Here is a 15,966-nt window from a genome sequence, read left to right on the forward strand (position 1 = left end):
GTCAATAGCCGGGTGAAAATCCGGCTATTTATTTGAAACGATAGTAACTCCTAACCCGATAATAATCAGAATGGCTACCATTACTGCTGAGCGATCAGACTTTTCCCATCTTTTTAGTGCCCCCGTCATCGTCGCTGCCCTTGGATATTTTGTTGATATATATGACCTGCTGCTTTTCGGCATTGTACGCTTGCCCAGCCTCGCCTCGCTCGGACTTTCTGAAACAGAAATATCGTTAACAGGAGCCAGCATCCTGAACTGGCAAATGACCGGCTTACTGCTCGGCGGGATTCTTTGGGGAGTGTTGGGCGATAAAAAAGGACGCTTATCTGTGCTTTTTGGCTCTATTATCACTTATTCTCTTGCAAACATTGCCTGCGGTTTCGTGCAGGACCCTACTACTTACAAGCTTTTGAGATTTATAGCGGGCGTAGGCCTTGCGGGAGAACTCGGAGCGGGGATCACATTGGTTTCTGAAATTTTACCAAAACATTTACGCGCCATAGGCACATCATTGGTTGCCGGGATCGGCCTTTTGGGCGCAGTAGTAGCCTATTTTACCGTAGAATATTTCGATTGGCGTTATGCTTATTTCATTGGCGGCGGATTGGGAATTTCGTTGTTGCTGCTGCGCATCGGCGTTTTTGAATCAGGGATTTTTAAGGATATCAAGAATCAGAAGCATGTTGAAAAAGGAAACTTCTTTGCACTTTTTACAAATAAAGACAGGCTGATCCGTTATCTCAAATGCATCGGGATCGGGCTTCCGACCTGGTTTGTGATCGGGATCCTGGCCACTTTCAGCAATGAATTCGGTAAAGCGCTGGGCCTGTCAGAAGTCGTAAAGCCCGGATTATCAATCATGTGGTGTTACGTGGGATTGTCCATGGGTGACTTGTGCAGCGGTTTTTTGAGTCATTGGCTAGAATCGCGCAAGAAGGCTGTATTTTATCTGATGATATTTACGTTAATATGGAGCGTCGTTTATTTGTATGCAGGGATTAAATCTGTGTCAACATTTTACGGCGTGGCAGCATTGCTGGGATTTGGGATTGGTTACTGGGCCATGTTCGTAACCATTGGTGCTGAGCAATTTGGGACAAATTTAAGGGCAACGGCAGCCACAACAGTCCCCAATATGGTGCGCGGAACGGTAGTGCTTATGACAACATTATTTGCTACTTTTAAAGACACTTTTTCAGTCATTAACTCAGGAGCGCTGGTCGGGATCATATGCTTTGCGATAGGCCTTTTCTGCATTCTGACCATTCCCGAAACACACGGCAGGGACCTTGACTTTCTGGAAGAATAAGCTTTCAAAAGCGTAACAACAACATTCAAAACATAAAAACAATGGAAAGACGCGTAGCGCTTAAAAGCATGGCACTGGCCATGGGCGCAATGGCGGGACTGCCTGCATGGGCATCCGGATGGAGCAAAGGCACTTTGGAAAAAGGCACATTGCTTACAGCCGACCAGTCTAAAATACTAACCGGAATGGTGGAAACCATTATTCCAAAAACAGACACGCCGGGTGCAGGCGAACTGGGCGTAGGTGGTTTTGTTCAAAAAATGGTGACAGATTGCTACGACAGCAAAGCGCAGGCAAGCCTTAAAAGCGGCATTTCCAACCTCGACGAGCAGAGCATTCAGCGTTTCGGTAAATCATTTGCCGACGCAGGCAAAGATCAGCGCATGCAGCTTTTGCAGGATATGGACAAAGGCAGTGACGCAGGACAGAAAGCGTTTTTAGGAATGGTTAAAAACCTGACGATTCAAGGTTATATGTCGTCGGAATATGTGATGACCAATCTGACCCATTATGAAATGATCCCGGCACGTTACCACGGCTGCGTTCCGGTTACAAAAGGCTAGGAGATCCCTTCCTATCTCACAAAAAAACTATGGCGAATTTTAATATTGACAGTAAAAAAGCCCGCACCTATGATGCCATCGTAATTGGCTCAGGAATCAGTGGCGGCTGGTCAGCGAAGGAGCTGACAGAAAAAGGTTTGAAAACATTGGTGCTGGAACGCGGCCGCGATGTGCAGCACATTAAGGATTACCCTACGACGAACATGATGCCGTGGGAATTCGAGCACCGCGAAAGGCTTCCGAAAGAGATTACCGATGCCAATCCGATTGCCAGCAGATGCTATAATTTCAAGGAATCGTCTGCGCACTTCTTCGCGAAGGATAACGAGCATCCTTATGTGCAGGAAAAGCCGTTTGACTGGATCCGGGGCTATCAGGTGGGTGGAAAATCGCTGCTATGGGCACGCCAGACGCAGCGTTGGAGCAAGTATGATTTCGAGGGGCCGGCACGTGATAAGTTCGCCGTTGAATGGCCGATCGGTTATGACGACATTGCGCCCTGGTACAGTCACGTAGAGAAATTTGCGGGCATAACCGGAAATAAAGATGGCATTGATACATTACCGGACGGCGAATTTCTCGCTCCGCACGATCTGAACTGTGTGGAGAAATATTTCAAAGAATCTGTTTCAAAGCAATATAAAGACCGCCACATCATTATCGGTCGTGCAGCGCACATTACCGATCCGCAACAGATTCACCTGGATCAGGGCCGTGCGAAATGTCAGCATAGGACCATTTGCGAGCGTGGATGTCCGTTTGGAGGTTATTTCAGCAGCAACTCGTCCACCATTCCCTGGGCTATGAAAACCGGGAATATGACTTTACGTCCGCATTCTGTTGTTCATTCGATCATTTATGATGATAAAAAACAAAAAGCGAGCGGCGTGCGGGTAATTGATGCCAACACCAAGGAAACTATGGATTTCTACGCGGACATCATTTTCGTTAATGCCGCCGCATTGAACAGCAATCTGATTTTATTAAACTCCATATCATCACGCTTCCCGAATGGCCTGGGCAATGATAGCGGTGTGCTGGGCAAATTCGTAGCCTTCCATAATTACCGCGCAAGCATTTCCGGCGAGTACGAGGGCTTCCTGGACTCGACAACCGATGGCCGACGCCCGAATAGTGGCTACATTCCACGGTTCCGCAATGTGTACAAGCAGGAAACAGACTTCCTGAGAGGTTATGCAGCAGGATTCGGTGCCAACCGCCAGACTTACAATGACAGGGACGGAATGGGCGAGTCACTGAAAGCCGGACTTTTGGAAACAAAATATGGCAATTGGAGCGTGGGTTCACACATGATGGGGGAAACGATTCCGAAAGAAAGCAATTACGTGGCGCTCGATAAGACAATGAAAGATCCTTTTGGGATGCCTCAGCTCAAAATATCGGTCGGATATGATGATAATGATGAGAAAATGATCAAGGATTACATTGAACAGGTGAGTCAAATGTTTGAGCAAGCCGGTTTCAAGAATGTAAAATCACACGACGGACACAGAAATCCGGGTAACGACATTCACGAAATGGGCGGCGTGCGCATGGGCAAAGACCCGAAAACTTCCATGCTGAACAAATTCAACCAGCTGCATGCCTGCAAAAATGTGTTCGTGACTGATGGCGCCTGCATGACGTCGACATCTACGCAAAACCCGTCGCTAACCTATATGGCCTTGTCCGCCCGTGCTGTTGACCACGCGGTGAAGGAAATGAAGGCAAAGAATTTATAATTTGATAAATGAATACATTGAAAACCGCCACCCTACCGTGGCGGTTTTTTTGTTGCCCTGATGCTGCAATGGATATAATTAAAAAAAGTTTTAGTTTTTTCTATTTTAGACTAAGGGGATTCCAGTACAAGAAAGTCTTTTAATTATTACATTAAATAGAGACTCGATGCACGATCCTTTGCTTAACCAGGAATCAAAGCGCACAAATACGTTTGTGTCTCCTTTACAGGAAGGGAAAAGTAATGTCAATGAAATAGATTCTGCTGTTTTTTTAAAGGCAACATTTGAACAAGATCCCGGTAAAGGTCTTGAATTGCTATTCCGACGATATTACAACCCGCTTTGCAGTCACGCAGTGCGATTTGTCTATTCCAAACAAATCGCGGAAGACTTGGTTAGTGAAGTATTTTTCCAGTTTTACCGGACCAGGGCCTACGAGAACATTACGTCGTCCTACACCAGCTATCTGTTCCGGTCCGTTCGGAATGAATGTTATACGTATATGCGTAGAGAGTTCGGGAAAATGGCTTCTCTTGAAGCGAATGAAGAGAACACCATTTCCACTTACCACCAGCAGCCCGACGCTGAAATCCATTACAATAATCTCTTTCTGAAAGTCAATGAAGTAATTGCCCGCTTGCCGATGCAATGTCAGAAAGTGTTTTTACTCAGCCGTTTTGAGAATAAAAAATATCACGAGATCGCGGCTGAGCTTCATATTTCGCCCAAAACGGTGGAAGTCCACATTTCAAAAGCATTGAAACATCTTCGGCTGGCACTGCGCGGTGAATGGATGATTTCTGCGGGACTGACGCTGATAAGCTTTATTTAAACCTGAATATCACGCGCGAAAAGAGGCCGTGACCGCTACTTCGAAACTAAAAACATCATGAAAAAAATTATATCAAAATACACGCTGTTCGAGTATTTGGCGGGACGCGCCAATCCGCTGGAACGGCAGCTTGTGGAAGACTGGATCCGGGACAAAGACAACACGGAAACATTCAGTCAATGGCTGATGGAATACGAAACAAAAAGCCCGCAATTTGTTCCTGACCAGGATGCCGCAATCAAATCCCTGCTGCATCGCCTGGAAACCGACATTGTGCCGGTTGCAGAGCCTTCCAGGACAGCTCTCGAAAGCGCCCGTCCAAACTTCTTTTCGGCCAGGTCCAACAGTTTCTGGCTCATGGCTGCTTCTGTGACATTTGTTGTCGGCTTCGGCTGGTGGTTTCGCGAACCGCTGCAATATAAAACCTACCAAACTGCTTACGGGCAAACAACGGACGTATATCTGGAAGACGGCAGCCGCGTTGCGCTGAACTCTAACTCGAAGCTGAAAGTCCCCCGTTTTGGATTTGATGATGAAGTAAGAAATGTAGATCTCGAAGGTGAAGCGGAGTTTTCGGTGAGCCATACCATTGATAATAAACGGTTTGTGGTGAAAACATCAGATAATTTTCAAGTGGAAGTGCTTGGGACAACATTCTCTGTGTTTGCCCGTCCGAGGGGAACGAAAGTGGCTCTGAAAAGTGGCAGCGTACGCATTGATTATTCCCAAAACAACGAACGCAAGGAAGTCATGATGGAGCCGGGCGATCTGGCGGTGGTAGACCCGGCCGGGGCTGTTCAGCTGGCTAAGAAGCAGGATACCAACACGTTTGCGACCTGGAAAGAGCAACGTTATGTTTTCAATGCCACTGCCGTAAGGGACATTGTGGCCATGATCGAGGAGAATTTTGGTCAGAAAGTGAAGCTTTCCAATGCTGAAATGGCGCAGCGGACTATTACAGGAAACTTCAAAACGAAGAACGCCGACGAGCTTTTGAAAACAGTTTCAGAGGTTCTCGACATGAAAGTAGAGCAGAACGGAGATACGATCCTTTTAAAAAATCAATAAATACCTAAATCAATTAACTATGAATATAACGCTATCAGCTAAGCAATGGGTAGCAATCGGGATTGTGCTGATGACGCAGTCGTCGCTGGTTGCCCACTCCCAGATTATCGCTTACGCCTCCATTCCCACACGCCAGCACACCAGTTTCGGGCAGGAAATGAAGCTGAAGAATGTGCTGCTTGACTTGCAGAAACATTACGGAGTGGAAATTATTTTTGAAGACCGCCTGGTAAGGTCCGTCAATGTGTCGCCGGGTATGCTGGATTTTAACCAGCCGCTTGAAAAAAACCTGGGGTTACTATTGCAGCAGAATGGATTGACCTATAAAAGAACGAGAAAAAACACATTTGTCATTACTGAGGTTAAGGCAAAAGAAGTTGTTCCTGTAAAGGACGAGGCACGGGAAACCAGCGCGCTTCCTGCACAAACTGTTAATAATGAGACCGTAGCATTCCAAACCGTTTCACAGCAAAGTGCGGTTGACAGGACGGTTAAAGGCAAAGTTTCTGATGAAGCTGGTGCCGGCTTGCCAGGCGTGAGCGTGGTTTTGAAAGGAACGCAACGCGGAACTTCAACAGGGGCTGATGGAAGTTTTTCATTGGAAATCCCCGAAGGCGGAAGCCAGAATGTGCTTGTATTGAGCTTCGTAGGGTATAAATCACAGGAAGTAACCGTGGGAAGCCAGTCTACAATCGATGTTGCGATGCTGCCGGACGAAAATGCACTGGACGAGATTGTGGTTGTAGGTTATGGTTCTGTTAAAAAATCTGACCTTACGGGTGCGGTGGGAACCATTAAAGGTGAAGTTTTGCAGGAACGCCCGGCTTCATCACTGAACCAGGGACTTTCGGGCCGCATTGCGGGGGTAAATGTTTCCTCCAACTCGGGCCGTCCGGGTGGTCGTGCCAACATTCGTATCCGCGGGGCCAGCTCCATTTCTGTATCCAATAACCCGCTTTATGTGATCGACGGGGTGATTTTGAATGCAGTGGAGCTCGGAAACGGAAGTACGCCCATTGATTACATTAACCCTAATGACATTGCATCTATCGAAGTGCTCAAAGATGCTTCATCCACAGCCATTTACGGAGCGCGCGGTGCCAATGGTGTTATCCTCGTAACGACTAAGCGCGGAACTTCGGCAGGTGGAAAAGTGACTTATGACAGCGATTTCAGCATTGGTGTTGTGCCCAAAAAACTGCCTGTCCTCAATTCGAAGGAATTTTTGCAAGTTGAAGAAACACTTTATGCCAATGCAGCGAAATATGACCCGGTAGGCTGGGCAACAGGCACAAAATATACAGATCCAAAGTTAAAACGGACCAATCCGCTGTTGTTCGATTCGAGTGGCAATCCGCTGTATGACACCGACTGGCAGGATGAAACATTTCAAAAGGCATTTACCCAAAATCACCAGCTGGGCTTAACCGGCGGAAGCGAAAAGGGCAGTTACGGGGCATTCGTCAATTACCGCAACGAAAACGGGATTGCCCGGGAATCGTGGCAGAAACGTTTTGCAGGTCGTTTTGTATTTGATAGCCAAATTAAAAGCTGGCTTAAAGTGGGCGGAACACTGGGATACACGGACCAAAACGAAAAGCAGATCGACCAGTTGGGAGGCGGCGGGATCACCGCAATGCGCCAGGTATTGGAAGCATTGCCTATCATTCCTGTCAAATATCCGAACGGCAAATGGGCCAGTAACCGTGATTATCCAGGCATGGAGGGAGGCGATAGCCCGCTCAGGGTTGTGGCAGAACGTCTTTTTTACCTTCGGACGCAAACCATGCTGGGCAATATGTATGCAAGCATCAGACTGGCAGACGGACTTGAATTGCGATCAACAATCGGGACGAATGTGATCAATCAGCGTGAAGATTATTTTGCGGCGGCAGGTCTGCAATACATTTCCAACAATGGCGACGCTTCCGTGACGAACAGAAGATTTAACTCATGGCAGTTTGAAAATTACCTGACCTATGCAAAGGAATTTGGTAAAATACATTCTGTGAATGCTGTTCTTGGTTTATCCTGGCAGCATATGGACCGGTTTGATAATCTGGCACGCAGCCAGAATTTTACGGACACGTATTTCCAGTTTAATAACCTGGGCGCGGGCGCAACAGCATTGGCACCAACTTCCAGCACCGAAGCCTACGGACTTAACTCTTACTTTGCAAGGCTGAATTATAGCCTGTTGGACAAATATCTGGTAACATTCACCGGTCGTATCGATGGATCGTCCAAATTCGGGGATGCCAACCGTTATGCATTCTTTCCATCGGCGGCACTTGCGTGGCGGGTTAGCGAAGAGGAATTCCTTAAAAATGTTCCTGCCATCTCAAACCTGAAAATCCGTGCGAGTTACGGAGCAACAGGAAACTCCGAAATCCCAGCTTACCGCGCATTGGCTGGTTTACAAAGCTATGATGTCATCTTCGACGGTGTCCGTAACATTGGAATTGGCGTAAACCGTATGTCGAACTCGAATTTGCAATGGGAAAAAACCCAGCAGGTGGATTTCGGTATAGAACTGGGCATACTCTCCAACAGACTTAGCTTCGAGCTTGATTTGTATAGAAGAAAAGTGAATAAAATGTTGCTGGATGCGCCGCTTCCGTTAAGCAGCGGTTACGGAAGCATTTTTACCAATGTGGGCAGCATGGAGAACAAAGGCGTTGAATTTGCATTGAACTCAACCAATATCAAGACTGATAATTTTTCATGGAACACAACATTTAATATTTCTGTAAACAAAAATAAGGTGCTGGCGCTTTCAGGTGGCAGTGACATTTTTTCAGGAAATACCATTGTGCGGGTAGGAGAGCCGGTTGGGTCATTCTTTGGACGGGTTCATGAGGGAACATGGTCTACTGCGGAAGCTGAACAAGCTAAAAAATACAACATGCTGCCGGGTGACGTGAAATACAAAGACCTCAATGAAGACGGAACGATCAATGATAACGACCGTGCCATTATCGGAAAAGGGATTCCGGACGGTTTCGGGACATTCCTGAACACATTCCAGTACAAAGCGCTTTCTCTGACCGTGGATCTGCAATATATGTATGGCAATGATGTGCTCGACAGAAGTATCCACTCTGCGGAAGACAGACAAGGCATTGCAAACAGCTACAAAACGGTGCTGAATGCCTGGACAGAAACCAATCAGAACACGCCAATCGCGCAAGTCCGTCCAATCAATGCTTATTATACGACGAATAATGACAGCCATAAGGTGACCGATGCTTCCTTTATCCGCGGTCGCAACCTGCTGCTTGCCTATACATTCCCTGCTTTGGTGGTTTCAAGGCTTAAACTAGATCGTTTGCGGGTATATGGTTCGGTTCAGAACTTCTTCGTGATGACCAAATACAAAGGTTATGATCCGGAAGTGTCCAACTCAGGATCTCCGTTTGACCAGGGATTTGGCTTGTACGATTATCCGAAGCCACGCGTATTCATGCTCGGTTTGAACATTGGTTTATAACATCATTACAGACTCTTACTTGAAGTAAAATGAATAAGATATCAAGAAAAATCGGCCTGCTCGCAACACTTTTGAGCGTATTCTGGGCAACGGGATGCAGTGACTTCCTGGACGAATCGGACCCCAGCAACTTTACCCAGGAAAACTATTTTACACAACCTGCTCATGGCAGAAGCTCCGTAAATGCGATCTATTCGTCTTTGCGTGATCCGCTGGCCAGTGGATTTGGCGGTGGCCCATGGATGATGACCGAATTTGCAACCGGCTTGGCAGGAACCGATTTGGGGCAGGCTGTGAACAGCTATTTTGTGAAAGACCTGCGCAACACTTCTGATAATGGTTACGGCCAGACTTACTGGGGGGCATATTACCGTGGGATTGCCAATGCCAATTTATCCATCTCAAAAGTGCCGACTATTCCGGCTATGGATGCAGCGGAAGTGAAGAAATTGCTTGGCGAAGCATATTTCCTGAGGGCATTTTATTATTTCAACCTTGTCCGGCTGTTTGGCAATGTTCCGTTGATTACCGAGCCTGTTAACCTGACTTCGGAACAACTGAAACCAACCGCATCCACTCCTGAGGAAGTTTATAATCTGATTGTAGCGGATTTGAAGCTTGCGGAAGAATCCGGTTTGCCTTGGGTTGATGCGACAGGAAAGGTAAGCATGGGCGCTGTGAAATCGTTGCTCTCTCAGGTTTACATTACGATGGCGGGTTATCCATTGCAAAAAGGCGCTACACATTATGCATTAGCGGCTGCAAAAGCGGCAGAAGTAATTGATTCTAAACAATTCAAACTTTTCACCACTTACAATGACCTGCATAACCCGGCTAAAAAGAATGTGGAAGAGAACATCTTTATGATCCAGTTCCGCACGCAGCTGCTTCCTTCGAACTGGCAGGTTTCAATCATTCCTTACAACAAGAACATTTCCCAGTATTCGGATGAAACCGGCGGGATTTACTCGACGGGAGACTTTGTAAAATCGTACGATGCGGCCGATCTGCGGATTAAGGAAAAGCAATTTTTCTTTACCAAATTCACCAATGAGGCAGATCGCAGCAAAGAAGTGGACCTGGGTGGTTATTTTATTTACAAACATTTTGATAATGTAGCTCAAACCAGCACAGCCAACAGCGACCTGAACTGGCCGGTTATCCGCTACGCCGATGTTTTACTGACTTACGCCGAAGCTGCTAACGAAGCAACCGGACCGTCTGCCAAGGTTTTAGAAGCGGTTAATGCAATCAGGACACGTGCACAATTGCCAGCATTGGCCGGCTTAGCCAAAGATAAATTGCGTGAAGCCATCTGGAAAGAGCGGTGGCACGAGCTGTGTTTCGAGAACGTTACCTGGTTTGATATGGTAAGATTGCGGAAAGCATTCAACGTAAAAACGAAAACATTTGAAAATTACGTAGGCCATAAGTTCACTTACGGACCAACCGTAACAGAAAGGGAATTGCTTTTCCCGATCCCAACTTCGGAAATCCGTAACAACACGAATCTGCGTCAGAACAACGGATATTAAGCTGTCGGGATACCCGGAATTAGGCTATATAGGTTAAATGTTAAGCAATTAGATATGCAAGCCGCTGGAAATTTTTCAGCGGCTTCTTTGTTGCTGGCATTGTATTTTACTCGTCCGGACTATCATCACCAAACTTGATTTAATATGAAGAAGTTAACGAGGATCGTTTTTGCAAATTTCGCAATCGCCGCAGGCGCATTGCTGGTAGGTTGTAATTCAGGGGCAGAAAAGGATAGAAAAGAGCTGGCAAACGCCGAAGAAAAAGCGCTGGAAACAGCCGACGAAGCTAGCCAGGAGATTGCCAACACTTCCGACACAACGGACATGGCCGATGCAAAAGAAGACCTGCTGGAAGCGAACGATAAGCTTAACGAAAAGCAGCGCGACTATATGGCTTCGCTCAAAAAAGAAGAATCCAACTTACAGGAGCGCATTGCCAAGCTAAACGACAAGATTAAATCCGCAGATGGAGATTCCAAAAAGCGCTTGACCGCTAAAATGGATAAAGCAGTAAAAGAACGCGATCTGCTGCAAGCCAACATTCTGGAAATGGCGAAACCCATGGAAGATAAACGCCTCGAAACCGTGCAGAAAGAAGTGCAGCAACGGATTGTTGCTATTAATAAGGAGTTGAGTGAGGAGTAAGGGTACGTTGTCAACCTTTGATGTAAATGCTCTGTCAGCCTGAGCGTAGTCGAAGGCGCGTTACTCCTGGGTAACGTGCCTTCGACTACGCTCAGGCTGACAGAGACTCAGCAAATCAGATAAACCGATTGATCAAATTCTCCAAGTACTCCTGCTTTCCGGAGATAGTTGCCGGCTCGCCTTTGCTGGCAGCCAGGTCGAACAGATCTTCCAGTTTCAATTGTCCTTTTTCGAATTCTGCTCCTTTTCCGCCGTCGAAGCTTGCGTAGCGGTTGGTGCGGATTTTGTCGTATTCGCCGTTTTGGATGATTTTATCAGCAACGATCAATGCTCTTGCTACTGTGTCAATTCCGCCGATGTGTGCGTGGAACACGTCTTCAACGTCGGTTGAGTTCCGACGGCGTTTAGCGTCAAAGTTGATACCGCCGCCTTGCAATCCGCCTGCTTTCAGGATCACCAGCAGTGCTTTGGTCCATTCTGCAAGGTCATTTGGGAACTGGTCGGTATCCCATCCGTTTTGATAATCTCCACGGTTGGCATCGATAGAGCCCAGGATGCCTGCGTCCGCAGCCACTTGCAATTCGTGCTCGAATGTATGTCCCGCCAATGTAGCGTGGTTCACTTCCAGGTTCAATGAGAAATCACCTAATAAATCATGCTGACGTAGGAAACCCACAACGGTTGCTGCATCGTAGTCATACTGGTGTTTTGTAGGCTCGCAAGGTTTTGGCTCGATGAAGAATTTACCTTTGAAACCATTTGCACGTGCATAAGCCACAGAAAGTTTCAGCATTTGAGCGAAGTGCTCCTGCTCACGCTTCATATCTGTGTTAAGCAAGGTCATATAACCTTCACGACCGCCCCAGAATACATAATTCTCTCCACCTAATGCGATGGTTGCGTCCAATGCCATCTTCACCTGAGCTCCTGCATGCGTAAGCACGTCGAAATCAGGGTTTGTAGAAGCGCCGTTCATGTAACGGTGGTGGCTGAACAGGTTAGCTGTTCCCCAAAGCAATTTTACGCCTGACTCTTTTTGTTTTTCGCCCAGATAAGCTGTCAATGCCTGCAAACGTTTTTCGTTTGTCTTCACATCGTCGTCATAATCCACAACGTCCAGGTCATGGAAGCAATAGTAAGGAACGCCTAATTTTGTAATGAACTCAAATGCTGCATCAGCCTTGTCTTTTGCGCGGTCAACGGCATCTGCTTTTTTGTCCCAAGGGTAAAAAAGGGTTGGTCCACCGAATGGATCAAGACCTGAACCACAGAATGTATGCCAGTAAGCAACGGCGAAACGAAGGTGGTCCTTCATGCTTTTGCCTGCTATGATCCGGTTTTCGTCGTAAAAGCGATAAGCCAGTGGATTGTCTGATTCAGGACCCTCAAACGCGATTTTCCCGATTCCTTTGAAATACTCCTGTTCTCCGAGTAAGATGCTCATTGTGATTTGTTCTTTATTAATAAGTGTAAGATTGACATTTCATGCTGCAATACTATCACTTTTTTCTGAATTATTTGCAGTGAAAATAAAAAGAGGAGCAGAAATCATTTCTGCTCCTCTTTTTTGATAAAAATTTTGAATGTCTCAGAAGAACTTCGCGCGGCGGTCTTCGATTTTCGCGTTCTCGCGGATGGCTTCGTTCACCAGATACGACATGCGGCTTTCCAAAGATTGGGTCAGCTGCGTCTTATACTGCGTGTAATCAGCCACTTTTGGCGCTTCTGATTTGCTAACCAGTTCCATGATGAACACCCCATTCTCGCCAGTGAAAACACCTGATTTCTGACCTGGTTTCAAGCCGAATGCTTTACCCAATGCGATCGGATCAAATCCTGCGCTGGTTAGGAAACCAGTTGCAAGGGAAATGTCTGTTGCGTTTTCAACCAATGCACCAGCGCCATACTTGGCAGCAATGGCAGGAAGATCACCAGTTGCGCCTTTCAGCTTGGCAGTGATTTGCTCAGCTTTGATCTGGTTGCGCACCTTCGTTGTCAATTCATCGCGGAAGTCAGCAACTTTTACATCCTTCGCGTCCGACTTGCCAACCAGCACAGCTACAATATATTGTTCCTCAGTTTCAAAAACCGGCGATACTTCGTTAATGTCCGAATCATCCTTAAATGCCCATCTTACAATGTCACGGCCATTCTGGATGGCATTAATGTTTGTTGCAGATTCAGGAATGCGGTTTGCGTTGGCTACAACCAATGCTTTATCTTTCTTAACTGCTTCGTCAAATGCAGTTTTTGTTTTTACAGTATTTGCAAACTCATCCGCTTTTCTGTAAGCCTCGTCACGTGTTGCCTGGCTTGGGGCGATCGTTTTTCCAATGGCTGCAATGCGGTATAATGTGTTTGATTTTGGATCGGTAACCTTAATAATGTGGAAACCAAACTGGCTTTCTACCAATCTTGGGATCAAACCAGGAGCAGTTGCAGAGAAAACGGCTTCTTCGAAAGGCTTAACCATCTGACCATTGTTCTGGAAATAGCTAAGATCTCCGCCACGCTGTGCAGACTGTGGATCAGCGCTGGTTGTTGCTGCCAATGCTTCGAAGTTAGCTCCTGCACGGATCTGTGCAAGGATGCCTTCCGCCTTCGTACGAGCAGCAGCTTTTGCTGAATCAGATTGGTTTTCAGGACGGATCAAAATGTGGCTGGCTCTTGCAGAAGCAACTGTATCAACGCGTGTTCCGCCGTATTTATAAATGTAATAAGTATTTCCTTCGCGGTACGGACCATAAACACCACCCGGAACGAATGTTTTCACAGCTTCTTTCAATTGATCAGACATTGTTCCCAATGACATATTGATCGGCAAAGGAATGTCCGAGTTCATGCTCGCGAAAGCCGAATCGTTTTGTGCAGTGGCAAGGCCGCGTGCAAGTTCTTTAATTTCAGTATACAATGCAGCGCTGTCGTCTTTTGCAGGCTGGATCGGGAAAGTAACGTACTCGATTGAACGCGTATCCGTTCCTTTGTATTCCGTGCGATGTGCGCTCAGGTAATCTTCAAGTTGCTTATCTGTAACTTTAATCGTCGTATCAACAACCGAGAAATAGGGCACATACAGGTAACGCAATGTTGCTTTGCTGTTTTGAGCCACATATTCTTTTTCAGCTTGTGCTTTCGGGATGTAAGTCGAAAGTTTCAGCATGTTTTCATATTTGGCGCGTGTGCGTTCCTCACGAAGGCTTTTCTCAAAATTCTCCCATGATTTTTGTTGCTCAACAGGAAGCGTTTTAAGATTTTTCAGATAGTTAACAACGGCGTTTTTATCAAATTTACCAGTGGTAGGATCAGAAAAAGCTTGTAGAATCGATGGGCTTATGTGATTTCCCTGAACCATTTCAACCAATTCCTGATCGGTAACAGTCAGTCCAAGATCTTCAAATTCTTTTTTGTAGGCGATATCAACTACAAACTGGTTCCAGGCCTGATCTCTCAGTGAAGCCAGCTCATTTTCGTTCAGGCTGCGTCCCGACTGTGCCTCGTAGTTCTGACGAAAGCCGTCAACCCGGGACTGGAAGTCTTTAATGTTAATGTCCTTGCCGGCGATTTCACCTACAGTCTGGTCATTTCCTCCTCCAAGCATGGAATTTGGGCCCATTAAATCGCCCCCCACCATAAAAAGAATTAAACTGATCGCGATAACCGTCACAGCGATCCCGGATTTTTCTCTGATTTTTGTAATTAAAGCCATTTTCTCGATTCAAATTAGTCCGCAAAATAAAATCTTTTCTTCGTGGAATGCAAGAGGTTATGCCGAATGCATGTGTTTCAAATTGAAAGCATACATAATTAGCATAAAAATACTGAAGAAGACCCCAGCCATTGATGTAATAACCCCTAACCACCCACCGATAAGAAAGAGCGGTAAAAGAAATGCAACGGCTATGCCGCCCATATATAAGTAGAACCCTCGTTTGTCCAGATTCCACATCAAATACGCCGCAAATAAGGAGAGTGATTCGAAGATCAGCATAATGATAGCCCCGGTTTTGATGGACCCGGCGGTTGTCTGCTCGATCACAGCTTCGAACATCTTGTCCATGGTCTTCGTATCTGCCGTTGTGGCCTGGTTTTTAAGGTTTTCGCGGACGCCCTCGAATGTTTCACGCGTTTTATCGGCCATGATTTCCGGGTTCCATAACCTTTCCGATTGGGTCCAGAGACCGGAAACGGAGCTCATAAAAGTGAGGATACATAATATGGTAAGGAACGTAGGACGATTTACTGTTTCACTCATTTGGGTAGTCAATAATATCAGCAGGGTTTTCTGATGAAGGATGTAAAATTTGTGGTTTTAGCTGAAAACACCAAAGCCATTTGAATATTCTTATAAGGGAACATACATTTGTCATTTTTAGTCCGATAATATTACAACAACCGAAAGACCAACTGTTATGAGCTTACAAATTCTGACCGATCGCGTTAAAAATATCCTGGGAACCGACAGCGGCCTCAATGCTACGGTTAAATTCAAAACCGAAGAAGGAACCGTTTTTATAGATAGCAAATCAGTCCCTAATTCCGTTTCGAATGACGATCTGGAAGCAGACTGCACTTTTGAAGTTTCTACCAAAAATGCGCTTAAACTCATCGACGGCGACCTGAACGCCATGATGGCTTATATGACGGGCAAACTCAAAATTGATGGCGATATGGGTGTGGCTATGAAAATCGCTGAAACTTTCGGAGGGAAATAGTAGTCTTCCCAAAGCAATTCCTTTTCACTCCTGGCGGTCCATTTTTTTTACCAAAACCAAAATCATG

The 15,966-nt window shown here is 46.2% G+C and carries 12 protein-coding genes; 9 read left to right on the forward strand and 3 right to left on the reverse strand.

The genetic code is table 11. The features are described 5' to 3' along the window. Positions 1-70 precede the first annotated feature (70 nt). The 8 genes from L0659_RS08245 (at position 71) to L0659_RS08280 (ending at position 11,187) form a co-directional block, all read left to right on the forward strand. Positions 71-1,312 (forward strand): MFS transporter, encoded by a 1,242-nt coding sequence (locus L0659_RS08245; protein WP_235125354.1) that lies wholly within the window; start codon positions 71-73, stop codon positions 1,310-1,312. Between the two features lie 41 nt (positions 1,313-1,353). Then, a complete protein-coding gene (locus L0659_RS08250) occupies positions 1,354-1,875 on the forward strand; it encodes a gluconate 2-dehydrogenase subunit 3 family protein (protein ID WP_235125355.1) in 522 nt (173 codons plus the stop codon). A 29-nt stretch (positions 1,876-1,904) separates the two neighbouring features. Next, positions 1,905-3,617 (forward strand): GMC oxidoreductase, encoded by a 1,713-nt coding sequence (locus L0659_RS08255; protein ID WP_235125356.1) that lies wholly within the window; start codon positions 1,905-1,907, stop codon positions 3,615-3,617. Positions 3,618-3,783: 166 nt separating this feature from the next. Then, on the forward strand, positions 3,784-4,449 hold the full coding sequence (locus L0659_RS08260) for an RNA polymerase sigma-70 factor (protein ID WP_235125357.1): 666 nt from the start codon (positions 3,784-3,786) through the stop codon (positions 4,447-4,449). A 57-nt stretch (positions 4,450-4,506) separates the two neighbouring features. Beyond that, positions 4,507-5,517: a FecR family protein gene (locus tag L0659_RS08265; protein WP_235125358.1), complete on the forward strand. Its 1,011-nt coding sequence runs from the start codon at positions 4,507-4,509 to the stop codon at positions 5,515-5,517. Between the two features lie 19 nt (positions 5,518-5,536). Beyond that, a complete protein-coding gene (locus L0659_RS08270) occupies positions 5,537-9,007 on the forward strand; it encodes a TonB-dependent receptor (protein WP_235125359.1) in 3,471 nt (1,156 codons plus the stop codon). Between the two features lie 29 nt (positions 9,008-9,036). Then, a complete protein-coding gene (locus tag L0659_RS08275; RefSeq protein ID WP_235125360.1) occupies positions 9,037-10,542 on the forward strand; it encodes a RagB/SusD family nutrient uptake outer membrane protein in 1,506 nt (501 codons plus the stop codon). A gap of 144 nt (positions 10,543-10,686) precedes the next feature. After that, positions 10,687-11,187 (forward strand): hypothetical protein, encoded by a 501-nt coding sequence (locus tag L0659_RS08280; protein WP_235125361.1) that lies wholly within the window; start codon positions 10,687-10,689, stop codon positions 11,185-11,187. 115 nt (positions 11,188-11,302) lie between these two features. Here L0659_RS08280 and xylA read toward each other — a convergent pair whose 3' ends face one another. From xylA to L0659_RS08295, 3 genes are all read right to left on the reverse strand, one after another. Further along, positions 11,303-12,631: a xylose isomerase gene (xylA, locus tag L0659_RS08285; protein WP_235125362.1), complete on the reverse strand. Its 1,329-nt coding sequence runs from the start codon at positions 12,629-12,631 to the stop codon at positions 11,303-11,305. Positions 12,632-12,775: 144 nt separating this feature from the next. Further along, positions 12,776-14,893: a SurA N-terminal domain-containing protein gene (locus L0659_RS08290; protein ID WP_235125363.1), complete on the reverse strand. Its 2,118-nt coding sequence runs from the start codon at positions 14,891-14,893 to the stop codon at positions 12,776-12,778. A 57-nt stretch (positions 14,894-14,950) separates the two neighbouring features. Further along, positions 14,951-15,382 (reverse strand): hypothetical protein, encoded by a 432-nt coding sequence (locus tag L0659_RS08295; protein WP_235125364.1) that lies wholly within the window; start codon positions 15,380-15,382, stop codon positions 14,951-14,953. Between the two features lie 214 nt (positions 15,383-15,596). Here L0659_RS08295 and L0659_RS08300 point away from each other — a divergent pair, with 214 nt between their 5' ends. Next, a complete protein-coding gene (locus L0659_RS08300) occupies positions 15,597-15,899 on the forward strand; it encodes an SCP2 sterol-binding domain-containing protein (RefSeq protein WP_235125366.1) in 303 nt (100 codons plus the stop codon). Positions 15,900-15,966: the final 67 nt, after the last annotated feature.

This window comes from Dyadobacter sp. CY347, assembly GCF_021502655.1.
In the GTDB taxonomy this organism is placed as follows: domain Bacteria; phylum Bacteroidota; class Bacteroidia; order Cytophagales; family Spirosomataceae; genus Dyadobacter.

Coding starts and splice junctions, on each gene's coding strand:
- L0659_RS08265 (WP_235125358.1), top strand. CDS start 4,507: ATGAAAAAAATTATATCAAAATACACGCTGTTCGAGTATTTGGCGGGA.
- L0659_RS08260 (WP_235125357.1), top strand. CDS start 3,784: ATGCACGATCCTTTGCTTAACCAGGAATCAAAGCGCACAAATACGTTT.
- L0659_RS08290 (WP_235125363.1), bottom strand. CDS start 14,893: ATGGCTTTAATTACAAAAATCAGAGAAAAATCCGGGATCGCTGTGACG.
- L0659_RS08300 (WP_235125366.1), top strand. CDS start 15,597: ATGAGCTTACAAATTCTGACCGATCGCGTTAAAAATATCCTGGGAACC.
- L0659_RS08295 (WP_235125364.1), bottom strand. CDS start 15,382: ATGAGCTCCGTTTCCGGTCTCTGGACCCAATCGGAAAGGTTATGGAAC.
- L0659_RS08270 (WP_235125359.1), top strand. CDS start 5,537: ATGAATATAACGCTATCAGCTAAGCAATGGGTAGCAATCGGGATTGTG.
- L0659_RS08280 (WP_235125361.1), top strand. CDS start 10,687: ATGAAGAAGTTAACGAGGATCGTTTTTGCAAATTTCGCAATCGCCGCA.
- L0659_RS08250 (WP_235125355.1), top strand. CDS start 1,354: ATGGAAAGACGCGTAGCGCTTAAAAGCATGGCACTGGCCATGGGCGCA.
- L0659_RS08255 (WP_235125356.1), top strand. CDS start 1,905: ATGGCGAATTTTAATATTGACAGTAAAAAAGCCCGCACCTATGATGCC.
- L0659_RS08245 (WP_235125354.1), top strand. CDS start 71: ATGGCTACCATTACTGCTGAGCGATCAGACTTTTCCCATCTTTTTAGT.
- xylA (WP_235125362.1), bottom strand. CDS start 12,631: ATGAGCATCTTACTCGGAGAACAGGAGTATTTCAAAGGAATCGGGAAA.
- L0659_RS08275 (WP_235125360.1), top strand. CDS start 9,037: ATGAATAAGATATCAAGAAAAATCGGCCTGCTCGCAACACTTTTGAGC.